Below are 16,024 nucleotides of genomic sequence, written 5' to 3'. Positions count from 1 at the left end.
TTCGCAGGCGCCACAGTCGACGCACTCGTCGGGGTGAATGTAGAGGGAACGTTCGCCCTCATAAATGCAGTCCACCGGGCATTCGTCGATGCAGGCACGATCTTTCACATCGACGCACGGAAGAGCGATCACATACGTCACGGGCTGGGGGTTCCCTTCGAGAGCGGACACTTGAGTCTACGCCCCCTCCGTCGACCCCCAACCCGTGCGCGGTTATCGGCGGCGCGGCGGCAGTTTCGGCCAGGCCAGCACGAGCGCCGCGATGAGCGCCGGAACAACGGTCCACAGGGTTCCCGGCAGCCCGGCCGGCACGAGCACCGACCCGCCGGATCCGCGCAGAGAGAGCACAAAAATGGTCAGGAGCAGCCCCACCGCGGCCAAGCCGACCACAAACCGGTCCCCCACGACGAGGCGCAGTCCGAGCAGCAGGGCACCGATACCCACGAACGCGATCGACAGGCCGATCGGAAGCGCCACGCCGTACAACGTCAGCGTGGCCTGATGCGCAATGGTTCCCAGCACACCAAAGAGGATGCCCAGCAGCAGGCCGCCGAGGCCCGCCAGCGACCGGTTCGGCAGGGTCAGGCGAGCGGGTTGGGGGTTCGGCGGCGCGGGGGCCGGGCGCGGGGCATCCGCTCGCAGGAACGTTTCGGTGTCGGTGATCACGTCGGTGGTGCCGTCGGCGAGGGTGCGGGTGCACTCCGTCAGACTCCAACGCGCGGAAAACTGGCGCAGCGCGCGCAGCTTCTGGTCGAGGTGATCGCCGACGTCGATTGCGATGAGACGCTGGCCGGATGCCTGCCGCACCGACCGGGCCAGAAACACCGGCAGTCCGACGTCGTGTGCCGCCGCCGTCGCACGCTCGCGCAGAGCATCATCGACGGCGCCGACGACGACGGCGGTCGCGTCGAGTTCGTCGATGGCGCTCTGCACAGCCCCGACGAGTTCAGCCCCACCCGGTTCAGCTCCGCCAAGTTCAGCTCCGCCAACAGAGGTCTGCGGCAAGCGATGCCAGCTGCGCGCCCCCAGTTCGGCCAGCGCGGCGGACACCGCCGCGGCATCCGCTTCGGTCATGGCCGCGGAGTAGAGCACGACGACCCTTGACCCGTCGGCACGCAACCGGGCGATCGTGCCGCCGGTCAGCGCGGATTCGTCGCCAGGCCTGGCATGCACGAACACGATGCGCTCGCCGCTGCCGGACATGACCATGGGCGTAGGCTCCGTTTCTTCGCTGCTGACTGTTGGACTTACTGGGTAATAGCTGTGACCGAATCAAATCATAGCTAGACACGATCGCGGCGTTCGGGCTAGAGTCGACCTTGGTAAGGTTAGCCTTACCAAATTTTTTGCTCGAAACTTAGAAGGAAACCCGTGCTCGCAAACTACCTGATCGGCCTGCGGGAAGGCCTTGAGGCCGCACTGATCGTGACGATCCTCATTGCCTACGTTGTGAAAATCAACCGGCGTGACGTGCTGCCGCGCATCTGGCTCGGTGTCGGCCTGGCCGTGCTGCTCGCCCTCGGCATCGGCGCCCTGCTCACCTACGGCACCTACGGTCTGTCGTTCACCGCGCAGGAAACGATTGGCGGTGTGCTGTCGATCGTTGCGACCGGGCTGGTGACCTGGATGGTGTTCTGGATGCTGCGCACCGCACGCGATCTCAAGGGCCACCTGCAGGGCAACATCGACAAGCACCTTGTCGGCGCCGGCCTGGGGCTCGTGCTCGTCGCGTTTCTCGCCGTGGGCCGCGAAGGCATCGAGACCGCGCTATTTCTCTGGGCCGCCGTGCAGGCGACCGGCGCCACGACCATGCCCCTATTCGGCGCGGCACTCGGCCTCGTCACGGCGATCGGGCTCGGCTGGCTGATTTACGCCGGCATGCTCAAGATCAACCTGTCGAAGTTCTTCACCTTCACCGGCGCCATTCTCATCATCGTCGCTGCCGGGGTGCTCTCCTATGGCGTGCACGACCTGCAGGAGGCCGGCATCCTGCCCGGACTGAATGCCCTCGCCTTCAACGTGAGCGCGGCCGTGCCGCCGGATAGCTGGTACGGCACTCTGCTCAAGGGCACCCTGAACTTCTCCGCCGCCACGACCTGGCTGCAAATGTTCACGTGGCTGGCCTATGCCGCGCCGACCCTGGCCCTCTTCATCACGAAGAGCCGTCAGGGCCGCCCGAGTGCTCGCCCCGTTCAGGCCGCACCGTACGCGCCGGCGCCCACGCCTGTCGCCGCGCACTAATTTTCCTGTAACCCTGTCAAAGGATCTCCATGCCTCGTGCTTTTCGTTCTGCCTGCGTGCTCGGTACCAGCCTGCTCGGAGTGACCCTCCTCAGCGGGTGTGTCGCCAACAACCCGGCGGCTACACACGCGGCGCTCACCGTCGAGAGCAGCCAGTCCGAATGCGCGGTATCCACGAACGAGGCGCCGGCCGGCAGCATCCGCTTCTCGGTCACCAATTCCGGTGACCAGGTGACCGAGTTCTACCTGTTGGCCGCAGACGGTCTGCGCATCGTCGGCGAAGCGGAGAACATCGGCCCGGGTCTCCGCCGCGACCTCGTCGTGCAGCTCGACGCCGGCAGCTATTTCACCGCCTGCAAGCCGGGAATGTCCGGTGACGGCGTCGGCAAGGCCGAGTTCACCGCCACCAAAACGGATGCCGCGGCCACCGTCAACGTCGATCTCGCGGCCCAGATCGACTCGGCCAATACCAACTACGCCTCCTACGTGAGCGACCAGATCGACCAGCTCGTCACCGGCACCGACGCGTTCGCCGCGGCCTATGTGGGCGGCGATTTCGACCGGGCCCGCAGCGTGTACGCCTCCACCCGGGTGCACTGGGAGCGGGTGGAGACGATCGCCGAATCGTTCGGCGACCTCGACCCGAAGCTTGATCTGCGCGAGGCCGACGTCGAAGAGGGCCAGAACTGGACCGGTTGGCATGCGATCGAGAAGGCCCTGTGGCCGGCTGAGGCCGAGGCCGGCTTCGAGGCGTACAGCACCGAGAAGCGTGCTGCGCTCACCGAGCAGCTCGTCGCCGACACCGCGACCCTGGACGACAAGGTGCAGGGTCTGACTTTTACGCTGTCGCAGCAGACCAATGGTGCCATCGGCCTGCTCGACGAGGTCGCCACCGGTAAGGTCACCGGCGAGGAAGAAGCCTGGTCACACACCGACCTCTGGGATTTCCAGGCCAATGTCGACGGCGCCAAGGTGCTCTACGACGGAGTGCGCGACATTCTCCTGCAACAAGACCCCGACCTTGCAGCCAGCCTCGACACCGAGTTCGCCGCGCTGCAGACGCTACTCGACGCCCAACGGGTCGGTGACGGCTTCACAATTTACACCGACCTCACGCCGGCTGAGATTCGCACCCTCGCCGATCAGGTCAACGCGCTCGGCGAGCCGTTGAACCAGCTCACCGCAGCGCTCGTGTTGTGACAGTGCTGAGGCTGGCGCTGTGACTCGCGCTGCGCCCCGCGCGAAGCGGGCCGAGTCCACCGATCCGTCTGCTCCTTCCACGCCAACCCGCGGCCTTTCGCGGCGTGGGCTGCTCGGCCTCGCCGGGGCCAGCGTCGCCGGGATCGGCCTCGGTGTGGCCGGAGACCGGGTCGCGCTGGCCGCGGCGGCAATGCCGGGCGCGGCTTCCGCTTCGGCCGTCTACCCCTTCTATGGCAGCCACCAGGCCGGCATCGTCACGCCGGCGCAGGATCGCCTGCACTTCGCCGTATTCGATGTTTCGGTCGGCACCACGCGGGCCGAGCTGATCGAGCTGCTGCAGGACTGGACTATCGCCGCCGCAGCTCTGACCGCCGGCCACGATATCGGCGAGTACGGCGCGGTCAGCGGCCCCTACGATGCACCGCCCGAAGACACCGGCGAGGCGCAGGGACTACCAACAGCCGGCCTCACAATCACCTTCGGCTTTGGCTTTGGCCCAACCCTGTTTGAAACAGCGGATGGCGTCGATCGCTTCGGCATTGCAGGCCGCCGGCCGGCCGAGCTGGCAGCGCTTCCGCACTTTCCGGGCGATGACCTCGATGTCGGCCGCAGCGACGGTGACGTGTGCATCCAGGCCTGCTCCAACGACCCCCAGGTCGCCGTGCACGCCATTCGCAACCTGTCTCGCATCGCGTTCGGACGGGCCGCCCTGCGCTGGTCCCAGCTCGGATTCGGGCGCACCTCGTCCACCTCAACATCCCAGTCCACCCCGCGCAACCTCTTCGGTTTCAAAGACGGCACCGCCAACATCAAGGCGGAAGAGCCCAACGTGGTCACCGACCAAGTCTGGGTTTCAGCGGATGACGAGCCGGCCTGGCTGGCCGGCGGCTCCTACCTGGTGGCGCGGCGTATTCGCATGACCATTGAGACGTGGGATCGCTCCATTCTGCGGGAGCAGGAGGCGGTCTTCGGCCGCACCAAGGGGGCCGGAGCGCCACTCTCGGGCGGCACCGAGTTTACTGAGCCAGATTTCACCTTGGCCGGGCGGGAAGACCAGCCACTCATCGGTGCTGCAGCGCACGTTCGGCTGGCACATCCAACCCAGAATAAGGGCACCAAGCTGTTGCGCCGCGGCTACAACTTTGTCGATGGCAACGATGACCTGGGTCGCCTCGAGGCCGGCCTGTTCTTCATCAGCTTTCAGCGCTCGCCCGCCCAGTTCACTTCCGTGCAGCTGAACCTCGCCAAGCATGATGCACTCAACGAGTACATTCGGCACGTCGGTAGCGCCCTGTTCGCCGTTCCCGCCGGGGCTCGAGAGAACAGCTTCGTAGGCGCCCCTCTATTCGCGTAGTGGGCCAGCATCCGCTTGTCGCCGAGCCGTGAGTTTTGACCCATTTTCGTCCAAAAAACCACTCTGAACTCACGGTTCGGGGGCGTGTGGTCGGTTAGAGCCGCCGCTTCCACACACAACAATGCCCCCTCGGCGAACCGAAGGGGCATTGTGTTACCGGTGGCTAGTTGGCGTCCATCTTCTTCACGCGCGACACCTGGCGCGAGCGAGCGGATGCCGTGAGCTCAACCTTGCGAATACGCACTGCGGCCGGGGTGACCTCAACGCACTCGTCTTCACGAGCGAACTCGAGGCACTGCTCCAGTGAGAGCTGCTTGGGTGGCGTCATCGACTCGAACGTGTCGGAGCTGGACTGACGCATGTTGGTCAGTTTCTTTTCCTTGGTGATATTCACGTCCATGTCGTCGGCGCGCGAGTTCTCGCCGATAACCATGCCCTCGTAAACCTCGCTGGTCGGCTGCACGAAGAACGACATGCGCTCCTGCAGGTTGATGATCGCGAACGGGGTGACAGCACCCGACCGGTCCGCGACAATCGACCCGTTGGTGCGAGTGTTGATGGTTCCAGCCCAGGGCTCGTAACCGTGCAGAATCGCGTTGGCGATACCGGTACCTCGCGTGTCGGTGAGGAACTGCGTGCGGAAGCCGATCAGGCCACGCGACGGAACGATGAATTCCATGCGAACCCAGCCGGTGCCGTGGTTCGCCATGTTCTCCATGCGACCCTTACGAGCGGCGAGCAGTTGTGTGATCGCGCCGAGGTATTCTTCGGGAGCGTCGATGGTGAGGTGTTCGTAGGGCTCGTGAATCTTGCCGTCAACACGCTTAACGACTACCTGCGGCTTGCCGACGGTGAGTTCGAAGCCTTCACGACGCATCTGCTCGACGAGGATGGCGAGGGCCAGTTCTCCACGACCCTGCACCTCCCACGCGTCGGGGCGTCCGATGTCAACGACCTTGAGCGAGACGTTACCGACGAGCTCACGGTCGAGGCGGTCCTTGACCATGCGAGCGGTGAGCTTGTGGCCCTTGACCTTGCCCATGAGCGGCGAGGTGTTGGTGCCGATAGTCATCGAGATGGCCGGGTCGTCGACCGTGATGGTCGGCAACGGGCGCACGTCGTCGGGGTCGGCGAGGGTCTCACCAATGGTGATGTTGTCGATGCCGGCCACGGCCACGATGTCGCCGGGGCCGGCGCTCTCGGTCGGGTAGCGGTCAAGAGCCTTGGTGATGAGCAGCTCGGTGATCTTCACGTTGCTGACGGTACCGTCCTGCTGAACCCAGGCGACGGTCTGGCCCTTCTTGATGGTGCCCTGGAAGATGCGCAGCAGCGCAAGTCGGCCGAGGAACGGCGAGGCGTCGAGGTTGGTGACGTGCGCCTGAAGGGGGTGCTGGTCATCGTAGGTCGGTGCCGGGATGTGCTTGAGAATGGCGTCGAACAACGGCTCGAGGTCGTCGTTGTCGGGCAGGGTGCCGTCTTCGGGCTTGTTCCAGCTCGCGGCGCCGTTGCGGCCCGAGGCGTAGACGACGGGCACGTCGAGAACGGCGTCGAGGTCGAGGTCGGGAAAGTCATCGGCCATGTCGCTCGCGAGGCCGATGAGCAGGTCCTGGCTCTCGGCCACGACCTCGTCGATGCGCGCGTCGGGACGGTCGGTCTTGTTGACCAGGAGAATAACGGGCAGCTTGGCCTCGAGTGCCTTGCGCAGCACGAAGCGGGTCTGCGGCAGCGGGCCCTCACTCGCGTCAACGAGCAGAACGACGCCGTCAACCATGGACAGACCGCGCTCGACCTCGCCACCGAAGTCGGCGTGGCCCGGGGTGTCGATCACGTTGATGGTGATGGGACCGTCGGTGGCGTGAACGCCCTTGTACGAAACGGCCGTGTTCTTGGCGAGAATCGTGATGCCCTTTTCGCGCTCGAGCTCGTTCGAGTCCATCGCGCGCTCTTCAACGTGTGAGTGGTCCGCGAAGGAGTCGGTCTGCTTGAGCATCGCGTCAACCAGCGTCGTCTTACCGTGGTCAACGTGAGCAACGATTGCAACATTTCGGAGGTTATTGCGTGTAGCAATCGCCATAAAAATAGATCCTTACGAAGAATGAGTGCCGCAGAGTCTCGCGCGCGACGAAGGGTGGATAGCAGGGGTCATAATGTGGCCCAAAGTACTATCCTACCGTATGATTCGGCGGTCAGTCCGGCGGCCAACTCGGGGGGTCGACCCCGCGGCCCACGCTCTACAGGTCGGCGCCGGCCTCGAGCATCTCCTGACGCAGTTCCCGACGGGCTCGCTGCTTACTCGGATCGGGCAACGGCACGGCAGCGAGCAGACGCTGCGTGTACGGATCCTTCGGGTAGCGCAGAATCTCATCACGCGTGCCGGTCTCGACAATGCGACCGTGGTGCATGACCGCGATCCGATCGGCGAGCACGTCGATCACGGCGAGGTCGTGGGTAATGAAGAGGCAGGCGAAGTTCATTTCTTTCTGCAACGCCTGGATCAATTCGAGTACACGGGACTGTACCGACACGTCCAATGCGCTGGTCGGCTCGTCGGCAATGAGCACACGCGGCTCGAGCGACAGTGCCCTGGCAATACCGACACGCTGTTTTTGACCACCGGACAATTCGTGTGGAAACCGCGTGCGATAGTTGCGCGGCAGTTCGACGCTGTCGAGCAGACGCTCCACCTCGGCGCTCAACGCGGCACCCTTGAGACCCTTGGCGAGCTTGAGCGGTTCGCCGATGCTGTCACCGATGGGCATCCGCGGGTTCAACGACGATGACGGATCTTGGAACACGATTCCGACGCTCTTGTGCAGCGTGTGGATCTCGTCGCGGGTGGCACGCGAGATGTCCTGGCCGGCGACGGTGAGTGTACCCGCGGTGATCGGCAACAAAGCGATTGCGGCCCGTCCGAGGGTGGTCTTGCCCGAACCCGACTCCCCCACGAGCCCGAGCACCTCGCCCTGGCGCACGAACAGGTTGACCTTGTCAACCGCCCGAAAAGCGGCAACACGGCCGTGTTTGGGGTATTCGATGACCACATCCTCGAACTTCACGACGACTTCACGACTGTCACTACGGGCAGCGGATGCCGCCTCGTTCGCGAGCCGCTCGTTCACCTGAATGCGAGCGGCCAAGCTGTCATCGACCGCGAAGTTGGTGCCGACCGCGAGCGCCGCGGTCATATCGATGACCTCGTCGCCGCGCTGGCCGAGGTGTGGAACAGCGGCCAGCAGCGCAATCGTGTACGGGTGCTGGGGGGCGTTGAAGATCTGGTCGACGGTACCCCGCTCAACAATGACTCCGCGGCGCATCACGGCAATGTCGTCGGCGAGGTCGGCGACGACGCCCATGTCGTGGGTGATCAGCAGAATGGCACTGTCGAGGCGGTCCCGCAGGCTGCGCAGCAGGTCGAGAATTTCGGCCTGCACCGTCACGTCGAGCGCGGTCGTCGGCTCGTCGGCGATGAGCAGAAGCGGGTCGCACGAGATGGACTGGGCGATCATCGCGCGTTGACGCTGGCCGCCGGAGAGTTGGTGCGGAAAGGAGTTGAAAGCCTTGAGCGGGTCGGGCAGCTCGACCATTTCGAGCAGTTCGAGAGCGCGCACTTTCGCCTGTGAGGGCGACATGCCGAAGTGCGCCCGAAGTGTCTCGATGATCTGAAATCCGATCGTGTAGACCGGGTTGAGTGCGGTCATCGGCTCCTGAAAGATCATTGCGATCTGCCCGCCGCGCACGCGGTGCATCTGCGCCGGTTTGAGGCCCATCAGTTCGCGGCCCGACAGCTTGACGCTGCCGGTGGTGCGGCTGTTCTCGGCGAGCAGGTCGAGAATCGCCATGGAGCTGGCACTCTTGCCTGAGCCGGACTCACCGACGATCGCGAGCACTTTTCCGCGTTCGATGGAATAGTTCAGGTTGAGGGCGGCGGGCACCCAGACGTTGTCGACACCGAAATGTACGGTGAGGTCGGTGACCTCGAGTACTGGGCCGGTCCACTGGGGCGTGACGCGATCGGTCATGAGATCCTGATTTCTGAGATTGCCACTCCGCGCGCGGGGGTTGGGAGTGGTGAGGGTGCGTGCTCGGCGGTGTCGTGGTGCCCGATCGGGTCAAAAGCTGTCAGCATTGCAGCATGCCTCATAGTCCCGACCCAGACCAGTCCAGCCCGAGCAGTGCCGCTCCGGTGGTCTTCTTCTCGCGATTCAACCGAATCGTCGCCGCAACTTTCTGGATGCTCTGCGCCCTGTCGGTGCTGAGCTTGTTCCTGCTGCCGAGCGGCACCCAGTTGTACTATTTGGTTGGGCTCGCCTTCATTGCCCTGTTCGTCTGGGAGGTACTCTGGGCGCCCCTCGTGCGGGTGAGCGATGACGCTGTCACGCTGGCGAACCCGCTGCGTACGGTCGTCATTCCGTGGGCGGCACTCATCAACGTTGATACCAAGTTCGCGCTGACCCTGTTCACACCCGGCCGCAAGTTCGCGGCGTTCGCCGCTCCAGCGCCCGGCCGCAACCTGATCCACGCTTCGAACAACCAGATCGCCGACCCGGTTCCTTTTATGACCGGCCAGCCTCGGCCCGGCGATCTGCTCAGCAGCGAATCCGGTGAGGCGGCGCACCTGGTGCGCAGCCGGTGGGACCGCCTGCTGGCAGCCAACCTGATCGAAGCGGGCGTGGCCGAGCAGACGCCCATTCTGGTGCGCTGGCACTGGGGTCGCGGCGCGATCCTCGTATTCCTGGGCGCAGCATCCATCGCCGCCGTGGTGTTGGCGTGATCGGCCCATCATGCGGGTAATCACGCGTTCAGCTCCGGCTCCGAGCGGGTCTCACGCATTTTGCTCAGCTTGAAGCGGCGGTGCCTCGGGTCGAAGGCATCACGCAGCCCGTCACCGACAAAGTTGACCAGCAGCGCGAGCGAGACGATGAACACACCGGGCCACCAGAACAGCCACGGCCGCGTCTGAAACGCAGACTGGTTCGCGCTGATCAGTAGGCCCAGCGACACGTCGGGTGAACGGATGCCGTAGCCCAGATAGCTCAACGCCGTTTCGAGCAGGATCGCCGACGCCATGATCAGCGTCGCGGAGACGATGACGACGCCGATGGCGTTGGGCAGGATGTGTTTGAAAATGATGCGGGCGTCTGAAGCACCGGCGACGCGGGCGGCCTCGACGAATTCTCGCTCCCGTAGCGACAGGAATTCGCCGCGGACCAGTCGGGCGATGCCCATCCACGAGAAGAAGGCGAGCATGATCGCCAGGACGGGTGCGCCGAGGGAACCGAGCCAGTGGCCGACGACAGCGCCGATCACGAGGGCGGGGATCACGATGAAGACGTCGGTGACACGCATGAGCACGGCGTCGACCCAGCCGCGGTAGTAGCCGGCGACGGCGCCGACAACAACACCGATGAAGGTTGCAATGAAGCCGAAAACGACCATGAACAGTACGGAGTTCTGAATGCCGCGCATGGTCATGGCGAAATAGTCCTTGCCGATGCGGTCCTGGCCGAACGGATGCTCGCCGAGGCTCACCCCGTTGCCGCCGAGCCACACGGGCACGAGCGACAGCGTCGGGTCGCCGCGGTTCACTTGGGGGTTCAGCTCTTTATAACTGAACTTCCACCAGCCGGGGATGAGCCCGTTGCCGATGGCAGCGATCGCGAAGACGATGATCACCACGATGAGAATCACCGACGCGACGGCCACCTTGTTGCCGACGAAACGGCGCCAGATGAGGCGCCCCTGGCTTTCAGGAACGTGGGTGGGAATGACCGTTTCGTCAAGTCCGGTCGGTTGAATCTGATTGGACACTAGCGGATCCTCACCCTCGGATCGAGACCGGCATACGCCATATCGGCGAGAAAGTTGAAGGTAATGGCCATGGCGGCGACGATCAGAAAGTACCCCATGACCGGGTTGAGGTCACCGCGCCCGAGCCCCTGGTTGAAGAGGTTTCCCATGCCCGGAATCGCAAAGACCTTTTCGGTGATGATCGCCCCACCAAGAAGTGCGCCCACGTCGAATGCGACGAGGGTGGTGAGTGGGATCAGCATGTTGCGGAAGGCGTGGCGCATGATCACCGTGCGCTCGGGGAGCCCTTTGGCCCGCGCGGTGCGGATGTAGTCAAGACTGAGCACCTCGAGCATGCCGGCCCGGGAATACCGGGTGTACCCGGCGAACGAGATCAGAAGAAGCGCGATCGTCGGCAACGTCAGGTGCGCGAATGCATCGAGTCCACTGAGCCAGACATCGCCCGAGGCGCCCGGTGTTTTCGATCCGACGGTGGCGATCGGGCGGCCGTTGGTGGCCTCGAGAAGATCACCCCAGGACTGCATAAACCGGTCGAGCAGAACGATCGCGCCACACAAACCAGCCGTGACCATGCCAACCCGAATGTTCTGGCCGCGGTCGTACCCGCCCATCAGATAGCCACTGATCGCTCCGACGGCGAGGGTGACCAGGGCCAGAATGGCCAGCGTTCCAGCCGACGACACATCGAACAGAGGCTGCAACAGAAAGTACCCGGCGATCGCGATGCCCGCGTTGATACCGCCGGTGATGAACGCCCGACGGTTGCGAAGCCCGGCCAACACAAGCGTGACGGCAAAGGCAATCGCGGCCGAAACCAGAATGATCACGATCGGCCCGAGGCCAGGGTTCATAAACCAGTTCGTCGCGCTCATCAGGAGCAGCACACTCGCGGTTGCGGCACCCGAAACCAGAAAGACGACCAATCGTCTCTTTGCGTCGCCACCAAGCAGGGACTGCCAGATGGCACCCATGACGAGACCGATCACCAGGGCCACGATGGCACCGATGACCGGGTCGCGCAGAAAGTTGTTGAAGCCGATGGCGACGAATTCCTTGAGCAGTACGGCCACGAGAAATGCCGGAAGTGAATAGAGGAAGAAGCTGATGAACGTCACGGTGTTGTCGAGGCCGCTGTACTGGCGAAGCGCCGTGACGATACCGATCATGACGCCGAGGAGGATGGCGAGCACGAGGGCGAGCGTGACGAGTTGAACGGTGGCCGCTAGGGCGCCCGGCAGAATGTCGACGACCTGCGCGTTCGAGACGGTGGAGCCGAGATCACAGGCGTTGGCGAAGGGAATGGCACACTTCGCGACCCCACCGAGCCAGAGCACCCAGCGGAGCGGAGGCGGAACGTCAAGGTCGAGAAGTTGCACTCGAGCGTTGATCAGCTGCTCTTTGTTGGGTGAGTTGCTACTGGTGAGGTCCTGAAGCGGATCTGCCGAGTAAGCGACCAACACGTACATCAGGAATGAAGCGGCGACGAGGATGAGCACCGAAACGAGAAGGCGTCTCAGGATGAAACTCACCATATGTTATTTACCTCACTGGGACGGGCGCCGTTGGCTGCGACATTGCGTTCAACGTCTCGATTGTAAGCGCGTTCACGGCGAACCACGCAATCAACTCACAAGTTGGGTTCCTGGGGCGAACCCCAAGAACCCAACGGGTGATGTTTCTCTACTGCGTTGGTGCTACTTACTTAGAGACGGACCATTCCCAGAAGTTCCAGAACGGGCCGGTCTGGTTGCCCATGTACTCCACGCCGCTCACGCGCTTGGAGACACCGAACACACCGGGGAGCTGGAACAGGGGCAAACCGTACGCGTCGGCGAACATCTGCTTGTCAATCTTCTTCTGGAGCACGATCAGCTCTTTCGGGTCCAGGGTGGTCTGGGTCGCGATGGCGTCATCGTTGGTGCCCGTGTAACGGTTGTAGTTTCCACCACCGCCGGTCGAGAAGATCTGCGGGATTCCGGCAGAGCCGACACCGGGGCTGATCCAGCCGAAGATGGAGGCGTCATAGTCGCCACCGGCAAGCAGCGAGCTCCAGTCGGGCGAACCGGCATCGACCACGTTGAAGCCGGCCTTGGTGGCCGATTCCTGAATGGCCTGGAACTCATCCACGCGGTTCGGGTTGTTCGTGTTGTACAGAATTCGGACAGTCGGTGTCGCTCCGGCCAGAAGCGCCTTGGCACCTTCGATGTCAACCTCGGCGTAATCGGAAGAACCGTTGTTCTTGACCGAGTCTGCGTACGGCTCGTTGGCCGGAACCCAGATCTGCGAGTCGAGAACCTTGGCGTCCGGGTTCACCGGGGTGACGATGGAGTCAAGGATCTGCTGGCGCGGGACTGTTTTGAGGAATGCCTGACGGACGTTGCTGTCGGCGAACACGGTCGAGGTCTGTGAACCGAAGTTCAGGTCGAGGTGGTCGTACGAGACCTGGTCGCCGGTGAGCACATCGGCTCCCGTGTTCTCAAGGGCCGTCAGCGTGTCAGCGGATGCCTGCGGGTTGATGATGTCAACCTCACCGTTCTGAAGAGCGGTCACCTGGGCGTTGGCGTCGGGAATGACGCGCATGATGATCTTGTCGACGTTGGGAACCATGGTTCCCACGTAGAACTTGTTGCGCTCCATGGTGAAGGACTGCCCTGGGGTCCAGCCGGTCGGCACGAAGGCACCGCTCGAGACCAGCAGGTCAGGATCGGTCGGGAACGCGGTCACGGCGTAGCCGGTGTTGACGAAGTCGGCGGCAGCCTTCAGGGGCGGGTCGGCGGCGACCGGGGCAGCAGGGTCGCCCTTGGCCAAACCCTTGAGCAGTGCGGTCAGTTCGGCGGCGGAGCCGAGTCCGGCCTTCTTGGCAACAATGTGGGCGGGCTGGGCGATCGGGTTGACGAGTTCCCAGTCCACGTAGGGAGTGTCGTAGACGAGCGTGATCGACCTGTTGTCGTCACCGATTTCGGGAAAAGCCGTCGCGTCGAGGCCGGCGGTGCTGCCTGCGATCTCGAAGTAACGGTTGCCGGCTGTGACGGCGCCTTCTTCGTCGGTGGTTGCGCTGTCATAGTAGCCGGATCCGACGGCCCAGGCGAGAATCATGTCGTCAGCGGTGACGGGCTCGCCGTCAGACCACTTGTTTTCCTTGTTCAGCGTGTATTTGACGGTCTGCGGGTCATCGCTGGTCTTCTCGAAGGTGCCGAACTTCTCGTCGTGCACGATCTTGAAGTTTTTGTCAATATACGAGAAGGCTGAGCCGTAGTTGCCCATGAGGTAACCGACCTGGCCGTTGGTGTCCAGGTTGCTCTGCGGGGTCTGGTTGTTGAACGATGTGAAGTCATTGACGACGGCAACCGTCACGGTACCACCGCTGGCGCTGGTCTCTTTCGGCGTACTACCTGTCGTAGTGCAGGCGGTCAACGCGAGGGCGGCGACGCCCAGAACGGCAACCCCCGTCAGCGTCTTCCTGAAGAGTTTTCCTCTGATTGGCAATTTTCCTCCTGTGCGAAATGTGCACCGACTCAGGTTTTTGACCCCAGCGTCGAGCGTGGATAATTACGACCCTAGGGAGAGAAGTGGTCGGTTACCTAGCAAATGTCCGAAACGTTACACAGCGGTAACCGAGATGCACAGCGAGTCGTGCGATTTGCAAGAATATTGCGCCGATGCCCGAGAACGGCAAGATTGTGCCTGTCAGGGGGGCGGGATGCGCTATGTCGTGCGCGACCGCCCAACGGCGTCACGGCCCGAAACGCCCTGAAACACACGTTCACCGGGCTGTGCCGCACACAGGTATGGACAGGTCGACCGGGTCACTCGGACTGCCTGGCCACACCCGTCGGTTCAGCGACCGAACTCGAAATTGCCTCCGGGGATGGCGCTGAAAAGCTCTTGCGTGTACGTCTCCCGCGGGTTGTCAAAGACATGCGCCCGTCTTTGGGCATGAGCTACCAGCCTAATTTGAGGGGCATCCGCACACGTGACAAATCGCGCATATCGTTACGCGCACGCAACCTTTGGCGCCATAAAAGAGCGTACAGTCTTGCAACCATACACATTTTCGCCACGGCGACCGAGTCCCGAGTCGGCCCGTGCACTGGCAAGATAGTGCCATGGCTTTTGAACCTGTCACAGTGCGGCCGATCCTTATTTTCGACGGTGACTGCGGCTTCTGCACGACCGGCGTTGCCTGGTTGGGCCAGGCCCTGGCCGTCATGCCGATGGCCACGCCCTCCCAGGGGGCCGACCTGGCCAGCCTGGGCCTGACCGGGGCCGACGGCTTCGCCCGGGGGTGGCTCGTTGTCGCCGGGCGTCCGTTCGGCAGGGCAGCCACCGTCGCTGCGCTGCTCCGCCAGCAGCCGCGCGCCGTGCTTGGCCTGCTCGGCTGGCCGGGCACGGTTTCTCCTTTGTCCTGGGCCGCCGAAGGCTGTGACCGGCTCGTCGGCCGTTACCGTTTTGAACTGCTCGGCGGCACGCCTGTCTGCAGGGCCGGGTTCTTGGGCACGGCCGGGTTCACCTCATGACGCTCGGTTTTCGTCGGCGCCCTCGTGTCACGCCAGCGGATGCCATGCCGGCCGGTCAGCAGACCCGGCTGCGCTGGGAACTGTCGATTGTACTCGGGCTGTCGCTCGGCGCATCCGCTGTGTATTCGATCGTGTCGATCATTGCCCGTCTGACCGACGTGACGCCGCTGGCCGATCAGTCGGCGAGCCTGAACACGTCACAGTCGCCGCGCGAGTGGCTCGACTTCACCTATCAGTTTCTGAGCATAGCGTTCGGGCTCGTGGTCGTGGGCCTCGTGCTTTACCTGCTCTGGAAGCCGGGGCAGAGCCCGTTTATACGCCTCGGCTTCGATTTCACGAGACCGGGCCGGGACCTGCTCGGCGGAGTTGGTCTGCTAGCACTGATCGGCATTCCGGGCCTCGCTCTGTACCTGGCCGGGCGCGCGTTCGGCTTCACGGTGGCCGTGGTGCCTGCGCCGCTCGACAGCTTCTGGTGGACGATACCGATTCTCGTCTTCGCTGCCCTCAAGGCCGCGCTGGTCGAAGAGATTATCGTGGTCGGCTACTTGTTCACCCGGCTGCGCGAACTCGGCTGGTCAACCTGGACCATTATTCTGACCGCGGCCGTGCTGCGCGGCAGCTACCACCTGTATCAGGGCGTTGGCCCGTTTTTCGGCAACGTCGCCATGGGCGTCGTGTTCGGCTGGTGCTACACCCGCTGGGGGCGCACCATGCCGCTCGTGGTCACGCACTGGCTGCTCGACATTCTCTCGTTCGTCGGCTACCCGCTCGCGCTGACCTGGTGGCCGGGGCTGCTCGCCCCGTCGTAGATTCCGTTGGTCGTGTCTCGACGAGCTCAACAACTGCACCGTAGGTCGAGCCTGTCAGGACCATCCTTGCGGTCTCGACAAGCTCGACCAACGATG

Annotated in this window: 12 protein-coding genes and 1 pseudogene; 6 read left to right on the top strand and 7 right to left on the bottom strand. The window is 63.6% G+C overall.

The window, feature by feature from the left end; all coding sequences use genetic code 11:
• Positions 1-141, bottom strand: a pseudogene (locus tag LH475_RS11930) (ferredoxin); the annotation flags it as partial.
• Between the two features lie 72 nt (positions 142-213).
• A complete protein-coding gene (locus tag LH475_RS11925; protein WP_196843285.1) occupies positions 214-1,209 on the bottom strand; it encodes a hypothetical protein in 996 nt (331 codons plus the stop codon).
• 162 nt (positions 1,210-1,371) lie between these two features.
• Here LH475_RS11925 and efeU point away from each other — a divergent pair, with 162 nt between their 5' ends.
• Genes efeU through efeB form a run of 3 tightly spaced genes read left to right on the top strand, consistent with a single transcriptional unit; the run spans position 1,372 to position 4,794 of the window.
• On the top strand, positions 1,372-2,241 hold the full coding sequence (efeU, locus tag LH475_RS11920) for an iron uptake transporter permease EfeU (protein ID WP_196843284.1): 870 nt from the start codon (positions 1,372-1,374) through the stop codon (positions 2,239-2,241).
• 29 nt (positions 2,242-2,270) lie between these two features.
• Complete coding sequence (efeO, locus tag LH475_RS11915; protein WP_297414219.1) at positions 2,271-3,440, top strand: iron uptake system protein EfeO; 1,170 nt, start codon at positions 2,271-2,273, stop codon at positions 3,438-3,440.
• 19 nt (positions 3,441-3,459) lie between these two features.
• The gene (gene efeB, locus LH475_RS11910) at positions 3,460-4,794 is read left to right on the top strand and encodes an iron uptake transporter deferrochelatase/peroxidase subunit (protein ID WP_297414217.1); all 1,335 of its coding nucleotides are present in this window, start codon (positions 3,460-3,462) and stop codon (positions 4,792-4,794) included.
• A 163-nt stretch (positions 4,795-4,957) separates the two neighbouring features.
• On the opposite strand, the gene typA is transcribed toward efeB, so the two are convergent.
• Positions 4,958-6,868, bottom strand: a complete 1,911-nt coding sequence (gene typA, locus LH475_RS11905) for a translational GTPase TypA (RefSeq protein WP_196843281.1) — start codon at positions 6,866-6,868, stop codon at positions 4,958-4,960.
• Between the two features lie 157 nt (positions 6,869-7,025).
• Complete coding sequence (locus tag LH475_RS11900) at positions 7,026-8,813, bottom strand: ABC transporter ATP-binding protein (protein WP_297414215.1); 1,788 nt, start codon at positions 8,811-8,813, stop codon at positions 7,026-7,028.
• A 113-nt stretch (positions 8,814-8,926) separates the two neighbouring features.
• Here LH475_RS11900 and LH475_RS11895 point away from each other — a divergent pair, with 113 nt between their 5' ends.
• Positions 8,927-9,565: a PH domain-containing protein gene (locus tag LH475_RS11895; protein WP_297414213.1), complete on the top strand. Its 639-nt coding sequence runs from the start codon at positions 8,927-8,929 to the stop codon at positions 9,563-9,565.
• 20 nt (positions 9,566-9,585) lie between these two features.
• Here the strand turns inward: LH475_RS11895 and LH475_RS11890 are convergent, their stop codons facing one another.
• The 3 genes from LH475_RS11890 to LH475_RS11880 all read right to left on the bottom strand — a co-directional run bounded on the left by LH475_RS11890 (position 9,586) and on the right by LH475_RS11880 (position 14,088).
• A complete protein-coding gene (locus tag LH475_RS11890) occupies positions 9,586-10,590 on the bottom strand; it encodes an ABC transporter permease (RefSeq protein ID WP_196843328.1) in 1,005 nt (334 codons plus the stop codon).
• A gap of 11 nt (positions 10,591-10,601) precedes the next feature.
• Complete coding sequence (locus LH475_RS11885; protein WP_196843278.1) at positions 10,602-12,134, bottom strand: ABC transporter permease; 1,533 nt, start codon at positions 12,132-12,134, stop codon at positions 10,602-10,604.
• A gap of 166 nt (positions 12,135-12,300) precedes the next feature.
• Positions 12,301-14,088, bottom strand: coding sequence for an ABC transporter family substrate-binding protein (locus tag LH475_RS11880; protein WP_297414207.1), 1,788 nt, complete (start codon positions 14,086-14,088; stop codon positions 12,301-12,303).
• Positions 14,089-14,708: 620 nt separating this feature from the next.
• On the opposite strand from LH475_RS11880, the gene LH475_RS11875 reads away from it, so the two are divergent.
• Together LH475_RS11875 and LH475_RS11870 are read left to right on the top strand one after the other, a co-directional pair.
• Positions 14,709-15,119, top strand: coding sequence for a DCC1-like thiol-disulfide oxidoreductase family protein (locus LH475_RS11875; RefSeq protein WP_196843276.1), 411 nt, complete (start codon positions 14,709-14,711; stop codon positions 15,117-15,119).
• Between the two features lie 44 nt (positions 15,120-15,163).
• Positions 15,164-15,928 (top strand): CPBP family intramembrane glutamic endopeptidase, encoded by a 765-nt coding sequence (locus LH475_RS11870; RefSeq protein WP_196843327.1) that lies wholly within the window; start codon positions 15,164-15,166, stop codon positions 15,926-15,928.
• Positions 15,929-16,024 lie beyond the last annotated feature (96 nt).

The organism is Cryobacterium sp., assembly GCF_026786305.1.
In the GTDB taxonomy this organism is placed as follows: domain Bacteria; phylum Actinomycetota; class Actinomycetes; order Actinomycetales; family Microbacteriaceae; genus Cryobacterium.
The sequence above is the reverse complement of the archived record's forward strand: the minus strand, read 5'-3'. Positions and strand labels throughout refer to the sequence as shown.